At 39.2% G+C, this 17,217-nt stretch carries 15 protein-coding genes; 4 read left to right on the top strand and 11 right to left on the bottom strand.

Translation table 11 applies throughout. The features are described 5' to 3' along the window. The first annotated feature begins 289 nt into the window (after nucleotides 1-289). Nucleotides 290-1,681 (top strand): L-serine ammonia-lyase, encoded by a 1,392-nt coding sequence (locus HWV02_RS04730; RefSeq protein WP_211678740.1) that lies wholly within the window; start codon nucleotides 290-292, stop codon nucleotides 1,679-1,681. A gap of 340 nt (nucleotides 1,682-2,021) precedes the next feature. Then, nucleotides 2,022-3,626 carry a wax ester/triacylglycerol synthase family O-acyltransferase gene (locus HWV02_RS04725; RefSeq protein WP_211689832.1) on the top strand — a complete coding sequence of 535 codons (1,605 nt, stop codon included), beginning with the start codon at nucleotides 2,022-2,024 and terminating at the stop codon, nucleotides 3,624-3,626. A gap of 49 nt (nucleotides 3,627-3,675) precedes the next feature. Here HWV02_RS04725 and cysB read toward each other — a convergent pair whose 3' ends face one another. Next, nucleotides 3,676-4,650, bottom strand: a complete 975-nt coding sequence (cysB, locus tag HWV02_RS04720; RefSeq protein WP_211674297.1) for an HTH-type transcriptional regulator CysB — start codon at nucleotides 4,648-4,650, stop codon at nucleotides 3,676-3,678. A gap of 104 nt (nucleotides 4,651-4,754) precedes the next feature. Here cysB and HWV02_RS04715 point away from each other — a divergent pair, with 104 nt between their 5' ends. Together HWV02_RS04715 and HWV02_RS04710 are read left to right on the top strand one after the other, a co-directional pair. Beyond that, the gene (locus HWV02_RS04715; RefSeq protein WP_211689831.1) at nucleotides 4,755-5,492 is read left to right on the top strand and encodes a sensor histidine kinase KdpD; all 738 of its coding nucleotides are present in this window, start codon (nucleotides 4,755-4,757) and stop codon (nucleotides 5,490-5,492) included. A 56-nt stretch (nucleotides 5,493-5,548) separates the two neighbouring features. After that, nucleotides 5,549-6,322 (top strand): DNA repair protein, encoded by a 774-nt coding sequence (locus tag HWV02_RS04710; protein WP_211678737.1) that lies wholly within the window; start codon nucleotides 5,549-5,551, stop codon nucleotides 6,320-6,322. An 86-nt stretch (nucleotides 6,323-6,408) separates the two neighbouring features. On the opposite strand, the gene HWV02_RS04705 is transcribed toward HWV02_RS04710, so the two are convergent. From HWV02_RS04705 to HWV02_RS04660, 10 genes are all read right to left on the bottom strand, one after another. Beyond that, the gene (locus HWV02_RS04705) at nucleotides 6,409-7,692 is read right to left on the bottom strand and encodes a CinA family nicotinamide mononucleotide deamidase-related protein (RefSeq protein ID WP_211678736.1); all 1,284 of its coding nucleotides are present in this window, start codon (nucleotides 7,690-7,692) and stop codon (nucleotides 6,409-6,411) included. After that, entirely contained in the window at nucleotides 7,692-8,882 is a 1,191-nt protein-coding gene (locus tag HWV02_RS04700; protein ID WP_255550597.1) for a Bcr/CflA family multidrug efflux MFS transporter, read from the bottom strand. The genes HWV02_RS04705 and HWV02_RS04700 overlap by 1 nt, the downstream gene beginning before the upstream one ends. 112 nt (nucleotides 8,883-8,994) lie before the next feature. After that, complete coding sequence (locus HWV02_RS04695) at nucleotides 8,995-11,106, bottom strand: 6-hydroxymethylpterin diphosphokinase MptE-like protein (protein ID WP_211689830.1); 2,112 nt, start codon at nucleotides 11,104-11,106, stop codon at nucleotides 8,995-8,997. A 9-nt stretch (nucleotides 11,107-11,115) separates the two neighbouring features. Continuing rightward, complete coding sequence (locus tag HWV02_RS04690) at nucleotides 11,116-11,433, bottom strand: hypothetical protein (protein WP_211689829.1); 318 nt, start codon at nucleotides 11,431-11,433, stop codon at nucleotides 11,116-11,118. Nucleotides 11,434-11,435: 2 nt separating this feature from the next. After that, nucleotides 11,436-11,858, bottom strand: a complete 423-nt coding sequence (gene fliS, locus HWV02_RS04685) for a flagellar export chaperone FliS (protein ID WP_211678718.1) — start codon at nucleotides 11,856-11,858, stop codon at nucleotides 11,436-11,438. A 48-nt stretch (nucleotides 11,859-11,906) separates the two neighbouring features. Next, nucleotides 11,907-13,301, bottom strand: coding sequence for a flagellar filament capping protein FliD (gene fliD, locus HWV02_RS04680; RefSeq protein ID WP_211678716.1), 1,395 nt, complete (start codon nucleotides 13,299-13,301; stop codon nucleotides 11,907-11,909). A 90-nt stretch (nucleotides 13,302-13,391) separates the two neighbouring features. Further along, nucleotides 13,392-13,805, bottom strand: a complete 414-nt coding sequence (locus tag HWV02_RS04675) for a flagellar protein FlaG (protein WP_211678714.1) — start codon at nucleotides 13,803-13,805, stop codon at nucleotides 13,392-13,394. 59 nt (nucleotides 13,806-13,864) lie between these two features. Then, entirely contained in the window at nucleotides 13,865-14,686 is an 822-nt protein-coding gene (locus HWV02_RS04670; RefSeq protein WP_211678712.1) for a flagellin, read from the bottom strand. Nucleotides 14,687-15,057: 371 nt separating this feature from the next. Continuing rightward, a complete protein-coding gene (locus HWV02_RS04665) occupies nucleotides 15,058-15,885 on the bottom strand; it encodes a flagellin (protein ID WP_211678710.1) in 828 nt (275 codons plus the stop codon). Between the two features lie 467 nt (nucleotides 15,886-16,352). Next, a complete protein-coding gene (locus HWV02_RS04660) occupies nucleotides 16,353-17,177 on the bottom strand; it encodes a flagellin (protein ID WP_211678709.1) in 825 nt (274 codons plus the stop codon). Between the last annotated feature and the right edge of the window lie 40 nt (nucleotides 17,178-17,217).

Below are 17,217 nucleotides of genomic sequence, written 5' to 3'. Positions count from 1 at the left end.
TTAAGGTCATTATTACCTTGGCACTCGAAATATCTTCACTAAATAAATAAAGCAAAACTTTACACTGCAATTATGAAACATAATGAATTGTTATATGGGATCAATCTCTAAATAACAGTACGGACTGCTATATTGACAGTTGTGTTTTCCAATTAAAGCGCTATGATAACGACCTAAAAATTTGAGAGATTAAAAAAAAGTTTAGTCTCTATTATTCTGCCTAACAAGAGTCTGTTAGCGCGCTATTTATTTAAGCTTATATAACTTAAGCATCTGCTGAGGAATTACTATGATCAGTGTATTCGATATCTACAAAATTGGTATTGGTCCATCTAGTTCTCATACTGTTGGTCCAATGAAAGCTGCCAAACAATTTATCGACGACCTACGAGCGACAGGGAAGATCCGCGAAGTCACTCAAATCACAGTGGATGTGCATGGTTCATTATCGTTGACTGGTAAAGGTCACCACACTGATATTGCTATTATCATGGGTTTAGCAGGTAACTTACCTGAAACTGTTGATATTGATGCGATCCCAGAGTTTATACACCGTGTTGAACAAACACGTCGTTTACCAATCGGTCTACACTGCCATACTGTTGATTTTCCCGCTTCAGCTATGAACTTTATTGATGAACCGCTTGCACTACATGAAAACGGTTTGAGTATTCATGCTTACATCGATGGAGAAGTTTCGTTCACAAAAACGTATTACTCTACTGGTGGCGGTTTCATCGTTGACGAAGAAAACTTCGGTTTAACACAAGGTGAAACGGCAGACGTTAAATACCCATTTACCAACGCCGCTGAATTAGTCGCACACTGTAACGAAAATGCATTATCTATCAGTGCATTAATGTTAGAAAATGAGCGTTCTTTCCGCAGTGAAAATGAAACATATCAATCGTTTTCTAACATTTGGACTGCAATGTCTGAATCTATTGAACGCGGTTGTAAAACAGAAGGTTTACTTGCTGGTCCATTACGTGTGCCACGTCGTGCTGCCGCGCTTAAACGCCAACTAGAAGCCAGTGATGGTTTTAACACTGATCCAATGACTATCATTGATTGGGTTAACATGTTTGCACTGTCTGTTAGTGAAGAGAATGCAGCCGGAGGTCGAGTAGTAACAGCTCCAACCAATGGCGCAGCGGGTATCATCCCAGCTGTATTAGCTTATTACAATAAGTTTATTCGTCCGCTAACGCGCGAAGAACAGACTAAGTTTTACCTTGCTTCAGGTGCTATCGGTATCCTATACAAAACGAATGCATCAATCTCTGGCGCAGAGGTTGGTTGCCAAGGTGAAGTGGGCGTATCCTGCTCAATGGCAGCAGCTGGTCTTGCTGAATTAATGGGTGCAAGTCCTTCACAAGTCTGCCAAGCGGCTGAAATCGGCATGGAGCATAACTTAGGTCTAACTTGTGATCCTGTTGGTGGCCAAGTACAAGTACCTTGTATCGAGCGTAACGCAATTGCAGCTGTAAAAGCGATTAACGCTTCACGTATGGCAATGCGTCGTACCAGTGAGCCTTGCGTATCGTTAGACAAAGTTATCGAAACTATGTACGAAACAGGTAAAGACATGAATGCTAAATACCGTGAAACTTCACAAGGTGGTTTAGCAATTAAAGTATTAAATGTAGGCGACATCAAAAAAGCCCACACTTGTACTTAATCTGACACTAACCTAAATAAGCATAGATTATTTAGGTGTAGATAAAGTAAAAGCCAGAATGTGCTCGTCACTATTCTGGCTTTTTTATACGACAAAGAAAGTAACCACAGACCACCTCATAACAGGCATTATGCTTCCCTCACCCCTTTGATTACGCATTTCTTTTAATACTCAGCAGCCTATGGCATAAACACTCATACTTTTAGGTGTAAATAGCAGTGATTAGCATCTAGACTAATGACTTTACTCTTTAATTATTTTCTACTCATTAGGTCACTTATTCTATTAAAATCGCACGACGTAGCTAGCTGTCCGCTCTGCAAAAATGAGGGAAATATTAATGAAAGCGCTCACTCTACCCGATATGGGTTTCCTATATTGCGAAACGGTATCGCGGCCAAACCATGTAGCTGCAATGCAAGTTTTTGATATTCCGAATGACTATCAAGGCGATTACGGTACAGACCTATATCAACAACTGATGCTATTCACGCAAATAGAAAAACCTTTTAATTACAAACTATATACAGCTTACTCGGGCATGATGTACTGGCAAGAGGATGATAATATAGACCTTAATTATCACGTTCGCCGCGTTCGCTTACCTCAACCGGGGACACGAGAGCAACTCATTGAATACATAGAACACGCCCACTCAAATCTGCTCGATCGTAACCGTCCATTATGGGAAGTACATTTAATTTCAGGTCTCGCTAACAATCAATTTGCGGTTTACCTAAAAATGCATCACGCTTTCACTGATGGTGCTAAAGGTAACCAAATAATGCTTAGCTATTTATCACAACAAGCCGAAGGCCCATTACAAGCATTTTGGAGCCTAAAAGGCTTTGAAGGCAAGCAACCTAATCCTGAAATCAAAGCGGGTTTAGTGCATAAATTGAGACAAAACAGCGTTTTATTAACAAAACAAGTACGTGCAATACCCTCGATTATTGGACTTGGATCTCGGTTGTTATTACAAGCTGTCAACGTTTATAAAACCAGTATACCAACGCCATTTACAGCTCCCAAAACGCCATTTTCAGTCAGTCCTAAACGTGCTCGCCGCGCCGCAACCAGCGTACTCCCACTTTCACGAGTGAAGAACATAAGCAAAATAGCCGGAACGACGATCAATGATGTCGTGGTGTGTATTTGTGATATTGCATTACATCGTTATTTATCCGACCTTAATTATAAGCTTAAGCAGCCGCTAACAGCACAAATCCCGGTGAACCTTAGGGCACCGAACGACACCATATCAAACAACCGCATTGCAATTACTATGGTGGAATTAGGTCACAGCAATACAGTACCACTCGCTCGATTAATGGCAATTAAAGAGTCTTGTAATAAATTAAAGGAAGAAGCAAGATCATTATCAGATGAAGCGCTAACGAGTTACACACTGGCAAGTCAGGGGTTAGCGGTAATCAGTGAGCTACTGAAACTCGATGATGTGTTACCACCAGTCGGTAATGTGCTAATCTCAAATGTGCCAGGTCCGCGTAAGCCCATGTATATGATGGGTGCAAAAATGCAAGAGTGCTTCCCGTTATCAGCATTACCACCTGGCATGTCACTGAATATAACACTGTACAGTTACATGAATAACCTCAATGTGGGTTTAATCGCATGTCGAACAAATCTGCCTGATCTGACGAAATTATCCGGCTATATCGAAGATGCATTTACAGAGTTAGAACAAGTCGTGATGAGTAGTGCTATCGATATTGTTAGCGAGCAAATCACACGGCTTACCCATGATGATAGTCTGTCACAAAGTATGCATGCGTTAATTAGTGTGATTAACGATAATGCTTGCTCTTCCGTCGTACGGGGTTCTGCGAAGAAAGAAGTGGGAAAAATAAAAAGTAATCATAAAAGTACAGCCAAAAAGAAGCCAAAAAAGGTAACTAAACAGGCTGAAAATACCCTCGGCTAAGTACACAGTGTTAGCCGAGTGAATACTATTTCGTTATCTAGTTATCTAGTTACCTCGTTGATAGCTGGATATCTTTAAACATCTCATCAATCTCTTCTGCTGTTTTTAGCATAATCGCTTTATCAACAATATCTCGCGTTAAATGCGGTGCAAATCGTTCCATAAAATCATACATGTAAGTACGTAAGAACGTCCCTTTACGGAAACCAATTTTAGTCGTACTCGAGGTAAATAAATGACTTGCATCGATGCGAACTAAATCATCATCAATTTCGTCATCAAATGCCATTGTCGCCAAAACACCGACACCAATGCCCAATTTCACGTATGTTTTAATCACGTCAGCATCGGTTGCGGTAAAGACAATTTTAGGCTCTAAGCCCGCTTCATCAAACGCACAATCTAATTCTGAACGACCAGTAAAACCAAATACATAAGTCACCAATGAATATTTTGCGATATCTTCAACCGTGATCTTACCAACTTTCGTTAATGGGTGACCCGGTTTAACAATAATTGAACGGTTCCAGTGATAGCAAGGCAGCATTACCAGGTCGCTGTATAAATGCAATGCTTCAGTGGCGATAGCAAAGTCAGCAGTACCTTTAGAAACTGAATCACTGATTTGTGCAGGCGTACCTTGATGCATATTTAGTGATACATCAGGGTAACGTTCAATAAAGCCTTTAATTACTTTTGGTAATGCATAACGCGCTTGGGTATGCGTAGTCGAGATATTTAACGTACCTTTAGAGGGGTGCGTATGTTGACTAGCAACAGCTTTAATACTCTCAACTTTGCCTAGGATATCAGCAGCAATACGAATAATATCTTTACCAGCAGGTGTCACTTTAGTGAGGTGCTTGCCGCTACGCTCGAAGATCTGTACACCGAGTTCATCTTCTAACATACGAACTTGTTTACTAATGCCTGGTTGCGAAGTATAAAGACTTTCTGCTGTCGCAGACACATTCAAATTGTGATTTAGGACTTCAACTATGTATCTAAATTGCTGTAACTTCATTCGTGATGTGCTCTATATACCAAATAATTAATTGTATTCTAACAAAACAATAGCAGAATACTGTTATTTCTTCTTAATAATATATCCTAGGGGTCATTACTTTTATGCCGAACAACAATATGATGACCCCTTTAAACGATAACATTAAACCAAGTAAAGACACAGTTGATTATGCGTTGATCCTAACATCTGCGGTACATGATATGAAAAATTCATTGTGCCTCTTATTACAATCAATTGAATCGATGTCTGCAGATATAACCCCCTCGCAAGATGACCGTAAACATGGCGCTAAACTCGCTGATTTACACTATGAAGTATTACGTCTTAATAGCGGCTTAATCCAAGTACTTTCTTTATACCGTGATGAACATGATCAGCTACCATTAAACATTGCCGAATGCTTTATTTCAGATTATTTCAATGAATTTCGCATTCAAAATCAGATGTATAGTGACAGTCATAATATTGAAATTAATATTAACATCGATATCGATCTCGCTTGGTATTGTGATCACAATTTAATTAGTTACTTATTATCAGATGTATTCATCAATGCATTACGCTACAGTAAAGGACAAATCCTCGTAACGGCGAATGTCGTCAATAAAAAGCTTGTGATCGAAATTGCCGATAACGGCGATGGCTACCCTGACAGCATGCTCCAAGCACAGCACTGTGCAATGGGCGAGTTAAGTTGTAAGCAAGGGCGTACTGGATTAGGCTTGTATTTTGCTCGATTAATTGCTGGCGCGCATATAATTAAAGGGGAAATAGGACATATCGCGCTAACAAATGGTGGTAGTCTTGGTGGGGGTATCTTCACGTTAACACTACCTTAACTAAAGTATTTATAGTAACATCTTATATACCGCAGCAAAATTAGGTCTATTATACAATGAAGTTCACTCTTATGATTATCGCGATTGCTGTCCTACTATTTTTGGTGATCGGTTATAACATCATCTTACAGTACAAGCGTAAAGCTGAAACCGAAAAACGCCAGATAATCATAAAACACAGACAAATCATTGAAGAAGCTGAAGAACTGCTGCTAAACTCAACATCACTACCTTACAGTAAAGTACTTACGTTAGTGCTACATAGCCGTATGCATGACTCACTTACAGCGACATTACAAATGGACCCTTCCCTACCACAAGTCCGTCAACGCTTAGTGAATGTTAAAGCGCAAATGGCCCAATTAAAAGATGCACCAGCACAGACTGAAAACAAAATGTTTCGCTCTCCGAATTCAGATAGAGAAGCGATTATATTATTACAACAAATTAAAAAAATTCGCGCAGTATTACGTGTCGAGCATGCAAAAAGCAAACTTAATACCCAAACATTTGTGATTGAAGATCGTAAACTTGAACTGATGCAACTGAACGTCAACATTGATAATTTATTGAAGCGGGCTTATGAAGCACGGGCAACGAGCCAATTTGGTTCTTGTAAGCAATTACTCCGTAAGGGTATAGATACCTTAAATAATATTAATGATAAAAATGAATCCCTTATCAATAAACACCAAACGCTCACCTCTTTACTTAATGAGGTGAACGAACAACTTACTCAAGCTTCATCAGATGATTTAAAAGATCGCCAAGACAAAGAAAACGAAAAGAATGAATTAGACCTGCTGTTTCAACCAAAACAGAAATGGTAACAAGTACAGAAGAAAGAGTAGAATAAAAACGCGTTGTGATTGCTTAATCTATGCTACTATCACAACGCTATTACAGTATTAAAAGACTAGTTCTTCACCTTATCCTGTTCAGCTCGACGCTCTATTGAGCCAAATTCTGCCGCTAAACTTAATCCCAACAACTCTCTTCTCAACATATCTAAAGCTACGTATAACGCCACCGTTCTGATCCCCTGTCGACTCCATCGCGGGATAAATAACAATTGACTGTAAGTGTGTGTCTTACTCGCCAGAGCAAACGCAACCGTGCCGACTGGTTTTTCTTCGCTACCGCCACCTGGACCAGCAATACCGGACACTGCAATACCAAAGTCAACCCCCGCATTCAGCATCGCGCCTTCAGCCATCTCGGCAGCAACCTCTATTGAAACAGCTCCGTGGTTAGCTATCGTCGTTTTATCAACATTGACTAAGCGACTCTTAGATTCGTTACTATAAGTCACATGACTCGAATCGAGGTAACCAGAGCTACCCGCGACAGCAATTAATTCACTCGCGATAAGTCCACCAGTACAAGATTCCGCAAGCGATAATGTTTGCCCTTTTTCGAGTATTATATTTTGCAAGTATTGTGCAAACGAATAATCCCCTTCGAACAGCACAAACTCACCAAGCTCTGCAAGTACTCGCTCTCTAGCCTTCGCTAAATCAGCTTGGACTATCGATAATAATTTCACTTCAACAGTCGGAAAATCAACGCGAAAGCCCAACGTAATTGACTGGGGAAGTGACAATGCGGCTAAGCGCTCATTCAACACTGATTCCGAGATACCAAATGTTTTAATCTTGATTAAAGTAGGTATTTTTACTGGCGTAAAACGTTGTTGGATATCGGGTAGTATTTGCTCGGTAACCATGTGTTTGAATTCACTTGGCACCCCAGGGGTAAAGTAAAAACGAGCACGATTAAATTGAAAACTAAAACCACATGCAGTGCCAACAGGATTATCAACCACTTCGCTACCTTGTGGCAACCAAGCTTGTTTTTCATCACTCACAGACAAAGTACGATTAGATTTGGCATATTTAGCCACTAAATGAGCGAACCACTCTTGAGAAAATGTTAATGGTACGCCCATCGCTTTCGCCGCGGCTTCAGCACTTAAATCATCTGATGTTGGACCTAAGCCACCATTCATGATCACCACATCAGCACGAAGGCTTGTTTCCGTAATAATATCAATGAGCGATTCAAGATCATCCGCAACCGTATGACGGCGCGTAAACTCACGACCTTGATGAAAAAAAGATTGTGATATCCATGCCGCATTGGTATCGACAATTTGACCTGATAATACTTCGTCGCCAGTACTAATAAATTCAATCCGCATTAACTGTCCTTATTATTTGCTCTACCCGTCAGTATAAAATAACTGAGGAAAGATAATATACCACAACCACTAATCACCATGATCATAGGCAATGGTGTTCCATCATGTAAGATGCTGATAATTAAACCTGCTATAGCACCAAACCCAAATCGGATCGTCGCAGACAACGCTGAAGCGGTCCCCGATATATGAGGGAATTCGGCTAATACTCCCGTCATCACATTCGAACCGATTAAACTAATCAATGATATATAAGCCACGGTCGAAATTACCAGACCAACTAAGCCAAATGTAAGGTTTACATTTATCACCCAAAATAATACCGAGATCACCGCACTAATAATAATACCCGCGCGTAATATTTGTTGATAACCATAACGCATCACAATCTTGGCATTCATCCATGTCACGACCATCATACCGAGAATATTACAGGCAAAAAGGTAACCATAACTTTGTGCATCAATATCAAAATAATCGATATAAACAAATGGTGACGCAGTTAAAAAGGCAAACATACCAGACACATTAAACGCGCCACACAGCATTAAACCAAGCACTTTACGGTTACATAAAATCAGCCAATAATTACGAAATACCTGCGGTAAATTAAACGCGACCCGACGTTCTTTCGGTAATGTTTCTTTAATACCGATAGCACTCACCACAATACATAAGACAGTAATAATCCCGAGCAGCACAAATATGCTGTGCCAGCTAAACCACGCTAATAGCTGAGCACCAATTAACGGAGCAACTAACGGCGCTAATGTCATTGATAATACAACATAAGACATCATTTTCGAAAACAATGAACCAGAGAATAGATCACGCAGCAGTGAGCTAACCACCACTGATGCAGCACCGCCACCTATTGCTTGCAATAACCGTAACCACTTAAATTGTTCGATTGAATCACCGTAAACAATGCCAATACTGGCAATTAAATAAGTGATTAGTCCACAGATAAGCACAGGTTTACGCCCATAACTATCAGCCAGTGGGCCATAAAAAAGCTGACCAATTGCAAAACCTAGTAGATAGGTACTAAGGGTTGTTTGAATAATCTCAATAGAGACATTAAAATCGCTCGCAATACTTGGCATCGCGGGCAGGTACATATCAACAGCAAGGGGCGTTAATGCGGATAATAGTGCAAGGAAAGGGATTAAAAAATACGTTTTCATCATAAGCCAAACTGTTTGAATGGCTTATGATTATACCTAAGTAATAGTAATATGCAGTTTTATCCCTCGACTTTATATCACTTATCGAAATAAAACCAACGTAAACTAACGTCTGCTATTTCCAAATATCTGAAATATCCGTTTTATCGACTTCGAATAGTTCTCGCTTATATTTCACCTTCGCTTCTTCAAGGTAGTTAATATAAATATCGATGCCCTGCTGATAATAAACTAAGCCTTGATCAGCGTCAGCAGGTAGCAACAACATTTTAATGAGTGCTGCATGACAATGCTGTAGCGTACCGTTTAATAACTCAACCAAGAACGCATGTTTCGTCTTAAGTTGACCATTTAATAACATAAACTGTTGCTGTAGTTGCTCTAATGCATCATAACGGCTAGTAACTGGTGATTTAATTATCGCGATCATGTCATCAACAAAATGAGCAAATATATCCTGCTCTAATATCGCGCTGTACTGCTTAGCTAACACTTTCGTATCTGCAGAATAATGAGTCAGCATACGGTCAACAAATTCAGTTTTATCAAACACTTCATCTGTCAATACAACATCGCCTTGAAAAGTTGGAATGGCATTTTCAATCTTGATACCAGTGCCAAGGTTGTAGCATTGAACATCAGGATAAAAGTCTAATAATTCGCCCATACCTTTGGCAGACATTTGGAAAATCATTGTCGTTTCAACTTCTTCAACATGATTACCGGGTGAGACAAAACCAGATAGTTTTTTCTTATCGAATAATAACTTATCTTCTCCAGACTCATGGTAATAAATACTTTTTTTACTGTGATGCGCATCACCAGAAAAGCCAAGATCAATGCCAAACAAATAAATGTTTTTAAAACCCATTCGCGTGAAATAAGATAAGGCTAAATTAGACACCGTAGGATTAGCGAAGACCAATTGCGTTAAATTATCACTGTCACAGCCTAACTCTGAATTCAGAATTATTTCAGTTGAGGGCTCTTGTAATTTTAACCCCATCAAGCTGCGATCAAATAAATTGAGCACATCAGGTGTCACAGTGTTTAGCGTTAAGAGTGGAATTGATCTTAAATAGGCATCATCAGCAACCGATTTTAAAACCGTATAGGTAGCCTTAGTACGCTCCATCTCTAAATGGAAGTCTGGGGTAATACCATATTGCTGCAAAGCACGAATGGTCGTCCCCCCGCTAACAAGTAATACCTTGTCTCGATTTTCTCGAATATAATCGATGTGCTCATCAAGTGAGGGACCGTTCCCTAATATAAACACAGATCGTGTTGCACATTCCGGTAATGGCTCTACTTTCGCTAACAAAGGTACATGACTATTTAAAGTATGATACTGATGTGCCAGCGCCATTAAGCTATCATCAAAAAAGCCTAAACCGAACGCGACATGGAAATTTTTCTGATTGAACTTTTCTAACGCGCTATTTGTTTGCTCTGTTTGGTAATGCTGATAACAAAAACTAAATGTCGAATCATAACGACCTTTAGTCATTAACTGATACGAAATGTCATTAAAAAAGACATCTTCATCTGCCCCGAGGCATAAATGTAAACTGCTGCCACTATCATCCAAACGTTGTAGAATATCAGCCCAATCTAGCGTAAATAAACTCGCATAGAAAAAATCATTCTCTGGTTCATAAATATATAACCGTTTCACACTGTGCTTGCTGAGCATTTCAGGTAAGAAATAGCCCAAACCTAAGCCGAAACACACCATCATATTAACCGCTTCAGGCAACACAAATTCTTCTTTATGTTTGCTATTAATCCCCTTTAATGCCCTAATAAATTGATTAAGATATTTCACATGGATGAAATCACCAGCACTCTCGATTTCTTCCGAAAAATCAATACGAGCCAATTGAGGATTAACACGAAACTGCTCAAAATCAATCAAACTATCATGAAAATAATCTTCACCTAATACCACGTTATTATCCACATCAACCAAATGTAATGCGTCATCAACCCTCGTTAATTCAAATTTAGTTGGTTGATAATTGACAAAAGATTGGTAAATATCGGGAATGTACTGCTCAAACGCACGCATATTCGTCTGGTATAAAGCGATAGGGTCTGCGCTAGGTTGTTCTTTAGCATTAATCGCATCGATGGCATGAGCCAAGCTCACCTGCTTTTTACGCTGTTGCTGTTGTACTTCTAGCGCAGCAATGTGTGCGGCAATATCGTGATTTAAATGGTCCATAATAACAACCTAAAATTGTTTAATAGTAAGATAGCGATTAATTGATTTAGCACTACGCTTAGTGATAGCTTGCTGTGATTCAAGGGCTAATTTCGATTTTTTTAATGATGCGATTTGCGTTTGGTCATCCGCCATTAACTGAGTAAGAAAAGCATGGGTATTAAGAGATTGAGCAGGGTTTGAACGCATTACTAACTGCTCAATTAAAACCTGACGTTGGATTAATAGTTGATCACATTCAGCCAACAGCTCTTCTATAATTGCTTGCTTTGCTTGCGCGGAGATAGCCGATATTTTCGCCATTAATTCAACGTCAGTCGCATTCATTATTAAGCACCGCTAGCTTGCTTGCGCATCGATTCCGCTTTTTCTTTTTCCGCTTGAGGAATGTTTAACCATGCATCTTTAATCGGTGTGACTAATTCTGTGATTTCATCTAGCGGTTCGACTGAACGCTCTAATGACGCATCATTTAAACGCACTTGTATATAACGATAAAGCGCATCAAAATTTTCACCAATCTCGGGATGAATCTTATGGTTAATACCATCGATCAGACCAGATGTAATATTAATTGATTTATTAATAGATTTGGCTTTACCTTCAATATCTTTACGTAAAATACAGCCTTTTGTTACCGCTACAGAATCTAATAACCCCTGTAACAGCATAAAAATCACTTGGTGGTTATCAGCAGTAGAAATACCACTTTCTCGGCTGACTTGCTGATAACGTCTTATATTAGCTCTCATGTTTTTTACCTAACTATTGATTTATTTAAATACCAAAAAATAATATGATTAACCTAATACACTACGAATATAATCACCGGTCGCATTATAACGTGACACCGTATTATCTAAAGCGGTATATTTCTTCCGTAATGTATCTTCAAATGATGTAATGTGGCGGTCCAATTTATCGCGATCATCATCAATACCACGTAAATTATCATTCAGCATATTTTCCTGCTGATAAATCATCCCCCGATTTCCCAAATTGTTTTCCAACACGCTATTCACTTGTGCCGCAATACCATTATTCCCTGCAAAAAGTTTGCCAAGATCATCTAATGAGTTATTTACTGCATCATTTAAGCGTTGGGTACCAGACTTAGACCCATGCATACCAAACGGATTAACAGCTAACAACCCACCTTCTTCTAACGAAATACCTGCGCCGTATAAGGTGTTTAGTTTCTTATTGGCATCATTAACCACGCCGCCAGTAATACTCTGCAGTTGCTGTTTGATACTTCGTGCGCTTGAGTCATACTTCAAGACACCCGTCTCAGGGTGGGTCAATACATTGATACTCTCCATCAAGGTATTATAACCATCTACAAAGCCGTAAATGAGTTCTTGCACCGCAGCGTGGTCTGTCGACGTTGAAAAATTGGCAGGCTCGTTCAGTTTAGTCAAACTATTGGCAGTAATAGTGACGCCTGATACCGCATGATTAAAGACATTAGTATCTTTGGTTATAGTATTTCCATCCACCGTAATAATCGCATCGGTAGCAGGGTGGCCACCCATACTGGATGAAATAATACTCAAGCTCGAATCTGAGGTGAAAACGGCTAAATCATTTGCTTTACCGCTTTTTTCTGAGGTATAGACAATTTTAGCCCCCAGATCAGAGCTAATTACATTGGCACTAATACCGTAATTGTCAGGCGCATCGTTAATCTTCTTTTGAATGTTTTGTAAGGTATCTGTGATATTAACATTCACTTGGAAAGTATCTTTACCTGCGTCAAAGTACAGCATGCCCTGCCCAGGTTTGGTTTCTCGATCAGGTAAAAAATCAGACTCTAATCGCGCACCCTGTGCAAGTTGTTTCACTTCAACATCAAATGCACCTTTTGGTACCACACCTTTCGTTTTAATAGTAATAGGCAACGCAGCGCTATCAACACCGTTACCGGCAGTGGTTTGCTCAACATTTCGGCCTTGATAATTAATATTAGTTTTACTTTGATAAAAAGAGTCCAGATTACCCAATTGGCCAGTAATGGTCTTAAAGTCGGCCAAGCCCGCTTTCAAAGTGCCAATACCAGATAACTCCGTTGTAAGGTCGGTTTCTTTCTTGTTTAAGCGTGTTTCTTTTGGCGTTTTTTCAGCAGTTACAAATGTTGAAATGATCGTTTCCAGATCTAAACCTGAACCTGAACCTGCCATCGTAATACCGGCCATGTGTATCCTTAATTTTCATCAATAGTAATGCGATAGGCAAATAATTGCCTATCGCATTAAACATCCGACTATTTTATCTCGCTGTATTAATCAAACCATCTCATCAAATAAGAGACCTGAACTAGCTGATATATTGTCTTGAAATTGTTCAATGTTAGCGACCATCTTTAAAACAGCTTCTGATGGTAGTTCTTTCAGTGTTTCACCACTTTCAGGATCAACAATTTTAACTACCATACGGCCAGTATCACCATGAACACTAAAGTTTAGCTTCTTACTATTAACATCAAAATGAGCTTGTAGCGTATCCTTTGCTTCAAGCAATTTTTGTTCCAAATTTATATCATTCGCTATTTTGGGTTCAGATAATGAATTTTCGATCGGTAAAACTTGTTCGATTGGTGAAATTAAAACGGCAGGATTCGTTATGACAGGTTCTTTTGTCACAACAGGGTCAGGATTAAAACGAATGCTCTTATGATCCATATTATTATCAATGGACATGGTAACCCCCAAAGACCAAAATGCCCTGCAAGGTGCAGGGCAAATATAAACCTAAACGATTAAAGCAGTGATAGCGCTACTTGTGAGGCTTGATTGGCTTGGCTTAACATCGAACTTGCCGCCTGTTGCTGTACTTGAGTTTGTGCAAGTTTAGCTGATTCAGCAGCAAAATCAGTATCAACAATACGTGATTTAGACGCTGATACATTTTCAGAAATATTGCTGATGTTACGAATCGTTGATGAAAAACGGTTTTGTTTCGCACCTAGGTCAGCACGTGTACCCGTTACAGTTTCAAGCGCTGCATCGAGAGCCGTAATTGCTGATTGTGCGCCTGCAGCAGATGAAACATTCGTTGTAGTACTACCCACAGCCAACGCTGTCGCATCCATACTTGTTGTCATTTTTAGTGTAATGGTTTGGTTCGCATCAGCACCAACTTGAATCTCACGATTGAATTTACCATCAAGTAACTTTTCACCACCAAACGTTGTATCCGTTGATACACGCGTGATTTCAGTTTGTAATTCATTGAATTCTGATTGCAATGCATTACGATCAGCTTGAGAGTTTGAACCATTCGAAGATTGAATTGAAATTACACGCATACGTTGTAACATGTTCGTTGTTTCATCTAGCGCACCTTCCGCGGTTTGCGCCATTGAAATACCGTCATTTGCATTTCGAGATGCTTGGTTTAAACCATTGACTTGTGACTCTAAACGAGAACCGATTTGTAAACCAGCAGCATCATCAGCAGCGCTATTGATACGCTTACCAGATGATAAACGTTGGAAAGAAGTTTGTAATTCGTTGGTAGCACTACCTAAATGACGTTGTGAATTTAAAGATGCTACATTGGTATTTACATAAACAGCCATATTCGTCTCCTAAAAGAAATCCTGTAAAGGACTGCTGTGTATATAAAATACAGCCCTTATTAATAATCAGTTATTTGTATCGTCATGAAAGTTATCGACAATAAAAATACATCCTTTAGAGTTATTTTTAATTTTTATTTAATTTATTTCCAATTCAGTTCTAAACTTGAACAGATATCCACATTTAACCGTTTAATTTCAACCGATTACAGCAACCACTCAAAAATGTTTAATAATTGTTAATCAACTCAATCTAATGTTACAAAAAAGGGGGCGGGGTAAATTAAAAATTGAAAAGGAAATTTCCAAGAATAGAAATGTATTATTTTGGCCCTTTCGAGCCAAATAATAGGCTATTAGCCTTGCAACGATTAACCTTGCAATAATGACATGGCTACTTGCGATTGCTGATTCGCTTGGCTAAGCATGGTACTTGCAGCTTGTTGCGATACTTGATTTTGAGCCAGTTTTGCTGATTCAGCGGCAAAATCGGCATCCATAATACGTGACTTAGACGCAGACACATTTTCCGAAATATTAGTTAAATTACGGATCGTTGATGAGAAACGGTTTTGCTTGGCACCCAGATCACCACGGATGTCCGTCACCGTTGCAATTGCGGTATCTAGATTATCAATAGCCGTTTGCGCATTTAAAGGGTTTAAAATATCAGATGTCGCAGTACCAATACCTAAGCCGAGCGCATTCATGTTCGTCGATATTTTTACAGTAATGACTTGATTCGCATCGGGACCAATTTGGAAATCTTGATTAAACGTCGAATTTAATAAATTCATACCACCAAACGTTGTATCCGCAGCCACGCGATTAATTTCTTCTTGCAACTGACCATATTCATTATCCAGTGCAACACGGTCTGCGGCACTATTTGAGCCATTCGCAGACTGAATTGATAATACTCGCATACGTTGTAGCATATTGGTGGTTTCGTCTAGTGCACCTTCCGCTGTTTGCGCAAGAGATATGCCATCATTGGCATTACGTGCAGCTTGATTTAAGCCATTAACTTGAGACTCTAAGCGAGAACCAATCTGTAGTCCTGCCGCATCATCTGCAGCGGAGTTAATACGCTTACCAGAAGATAGGCGCTCAAATGATGTTTGTAACGCATTTGTAGAGTTCGTCAAATTACGTTGTGAATTTAAAGATGCTACATTTGTATTTACATATAAGGCCACGGTATCTTCCTTTTTGCTTGTTTCAAATTAAATAAATGTTATGTATCTTAGATAAAGCAATCAACATGCCAAATACATTTAAAATGAAAACAAAGTTATAACACACTGTTTTTAACTACAATTAAACTGTACCCTCATTTTTTATCGTGTGTATATTAATAATTAATAAACCCTAAGAACCATCAAGACAAAATTTTGCCGTCATATTGCCAGTTGCGAATGTTCAACAACAAATAAATGTCAGTTATATTTTTGATGACAAAAATGACACTACCAGTACAAGTAAACAATGATTTTAAAGATAAGATTTAATATCGGAATGATTAAAATTCGATGTAATAAAAGAGAGTAGAGAGTAGGAAGATAAAATACTTTTACCTATGCGCTTAAATAGGACTATAACGATAAGGATATAGGTAAAAGCAATATATTAGGCGGCCCCAAAGGGGCCAGAGGGAGCCCCCCTCTTAGCCTAATAACGACATAGCAACTTGAGATTGCTGATTAGCTTGACTTAGCATTGTGCTTGCAGCTTGCTGAGAAACTTGATTTTGCGCTAGTTTCGCAGATTCAGCAGCAAAGTCTGCATCCATAATACGAGATTTAGATGACGATACATTCTCAGAGATATTTGATAAGTTACGAATTGTTGATGAGAAACGGTTTTGTTTCGCACCCAGATCACCTCGTATATCTGTTACCGACGCAATCGCCGTGTCCAAACTTTCGATAGCCTTTTGAGCATCCACCACAGTAAGTACATTAGACGCAGCAGTACCAACACCTAAACCGAGTGAGTTCATGTTTGTAGTAATTTTAACATTGATGACTTGGTTAGCATCAGCACCAACTTGAAAGTCATTATTAAATGATGAATCAAGTAACGTCTCGCCACCAAACGTTGTATCTTTTGCTACACGATCAATTTCATTTTGTAGCTGACCAAATTCTTTATTAAGTGCAGTACGGTCTGCATCACTGTTTGAGCCATTGGCAGATTGGATTGAAAGCACACGCATACGTTGTAACATATTCGTTGTTTCATCTAACGCACCTTCAGCAGTTTGTGCCATTGAAATACCGTCATTGGCATTTCGAGCGCCTTGGTTTAAACCGTTTACTTGCGCTTCCAAACGAGAACCAATTTGTAATCCCGCAGCATCATCAGCAGCCGAATTAACTCGTTTACCAGATGATAAACGTTCAAACGATGTTTGTAGTGCATTCGTCGAATTAGTTAAATTACGTTGTGAGTTTAAAGACGCAACGTTAGTGTTTACATATATAGCCATTCGTTTTCCCTCTGTGTTTAACGTGATTAAGCAGCGACAT

It is taken from the genome of Moritella sp. 28, from assembly GCF_018219435.1.
GTDB lineage: Bacteria > Pseudomonadota > Gammaproteobacteria > Enterobacterales > Moritellaceae > Moritella.
The sequence above is the reverse complement of the archived record's forward strand: the minus strand, read 5'-3'. Positions and strand labels throughout refer to the sequence as shown.

What these genes read in the sequence shown, in the direction of transcription:
- HWV02_RS04695 (WP_211689830.1), bottom strand. Translation starts at nt 11,106, where the DNA reads ATGGACCATTTAAATCACGATATTGCCGCACACATTGCTGCGCTAGAA.
- HWV02_RS04715 (WP_211689831.1), top strand. Translation starts at nt 4,755, where the DNA reads ATGCCGAACAACAATATGATGACCCCTTTAAACGATAACATTAAACCA.
- HWV02_RS04660 (WP_211678709.1), bottom strand. Translation starts at nt 17,177, where the DNA reads ATGGCTATATATGTAAACACTAACGTTGCGTCTTTAAACTCACAACGT.
- fliS (WP_211678718.1), bottom strand. Translation starts at nt 11,858, where the DNA reads ATGAGAGCTAATATAAGACGTTATCAGCAAGTCAGCCGAGAAAGTGGT.
- HWV02_RS04710 (WP_211678737.1), top strand. Translation starts at nt 5,549, where the DNA reads ATGAAGTTCACTCTTATGATTATCGCGATTGCTGTCCTACTATTTTTG.
- cysB (WP_211674297.1), bottom strand. Translation starts at nt 4,650, where the DNA reads ATGAAGTTACAGCAATTTAGATACATAGTTGAAGTCCTAAATCACAAT.
- HWV02_RS04670 (WP_211678712.1), bottom strand. Translation starts at nt 14,686, where the DNA reads ATGGCTGTTTATGTAAATACCAATGTAGCATCTTTAAATTCACAACGT.
- HWV02_RS04725 (WP_211689832.1), top strand. Translation starts at nt 2,022, where the DNA reads ATGAAAGCGCTCACTCTACCCGATATGGGTTTCCTATATTGCGAAACG.
- HWV02_RS04705 (WP_211678736.1), bottom strand. Translation starts at nt 7,692, where the DNA reads ATGCGGATTGAATTTATTAGTACTGGCGACGAAGTATTATCAGGTCAA.
- HWV02_RS04700 (WP_255550597.1), bottom strand. Translation starts at nt 8,882, where the DNA reads ATGATGAAAACGTATTTTTTAATCCCTTTCCTTGCACTATTATCCGCA.
- HWV02_RS04690 (WP_211689829.1), bottom strand. Translation starts at nt 11,433, where the DNA reads ATGAATGCGACTGACGTTGAATTAATGGCGAAAATATCGGCTATCTCC.
- HWV02_RS04675 (WP_211678714.1), bottom strand. Translation starts at nt 13,805, where the DNA reads ATGTCCATTGATAATAATATGGATCATAAGAGCATTCGTTTTAATCCT.
- fliD (WP_211678716.1), bottom strand. Translation starts at nt 13,301, where the DNA reads ATGGCCGGTATTACGATGGCAGGTTCAGGTTCAGGTTTAGATCTGGAA.
- HWV02_RS04730 (WP_211678740.1), top strand. Translation starts at nt 290, where the DNA reads ATGATCAGTGTATTCGATATCTACAAAATTGGTATTGGTCCATCTAGT.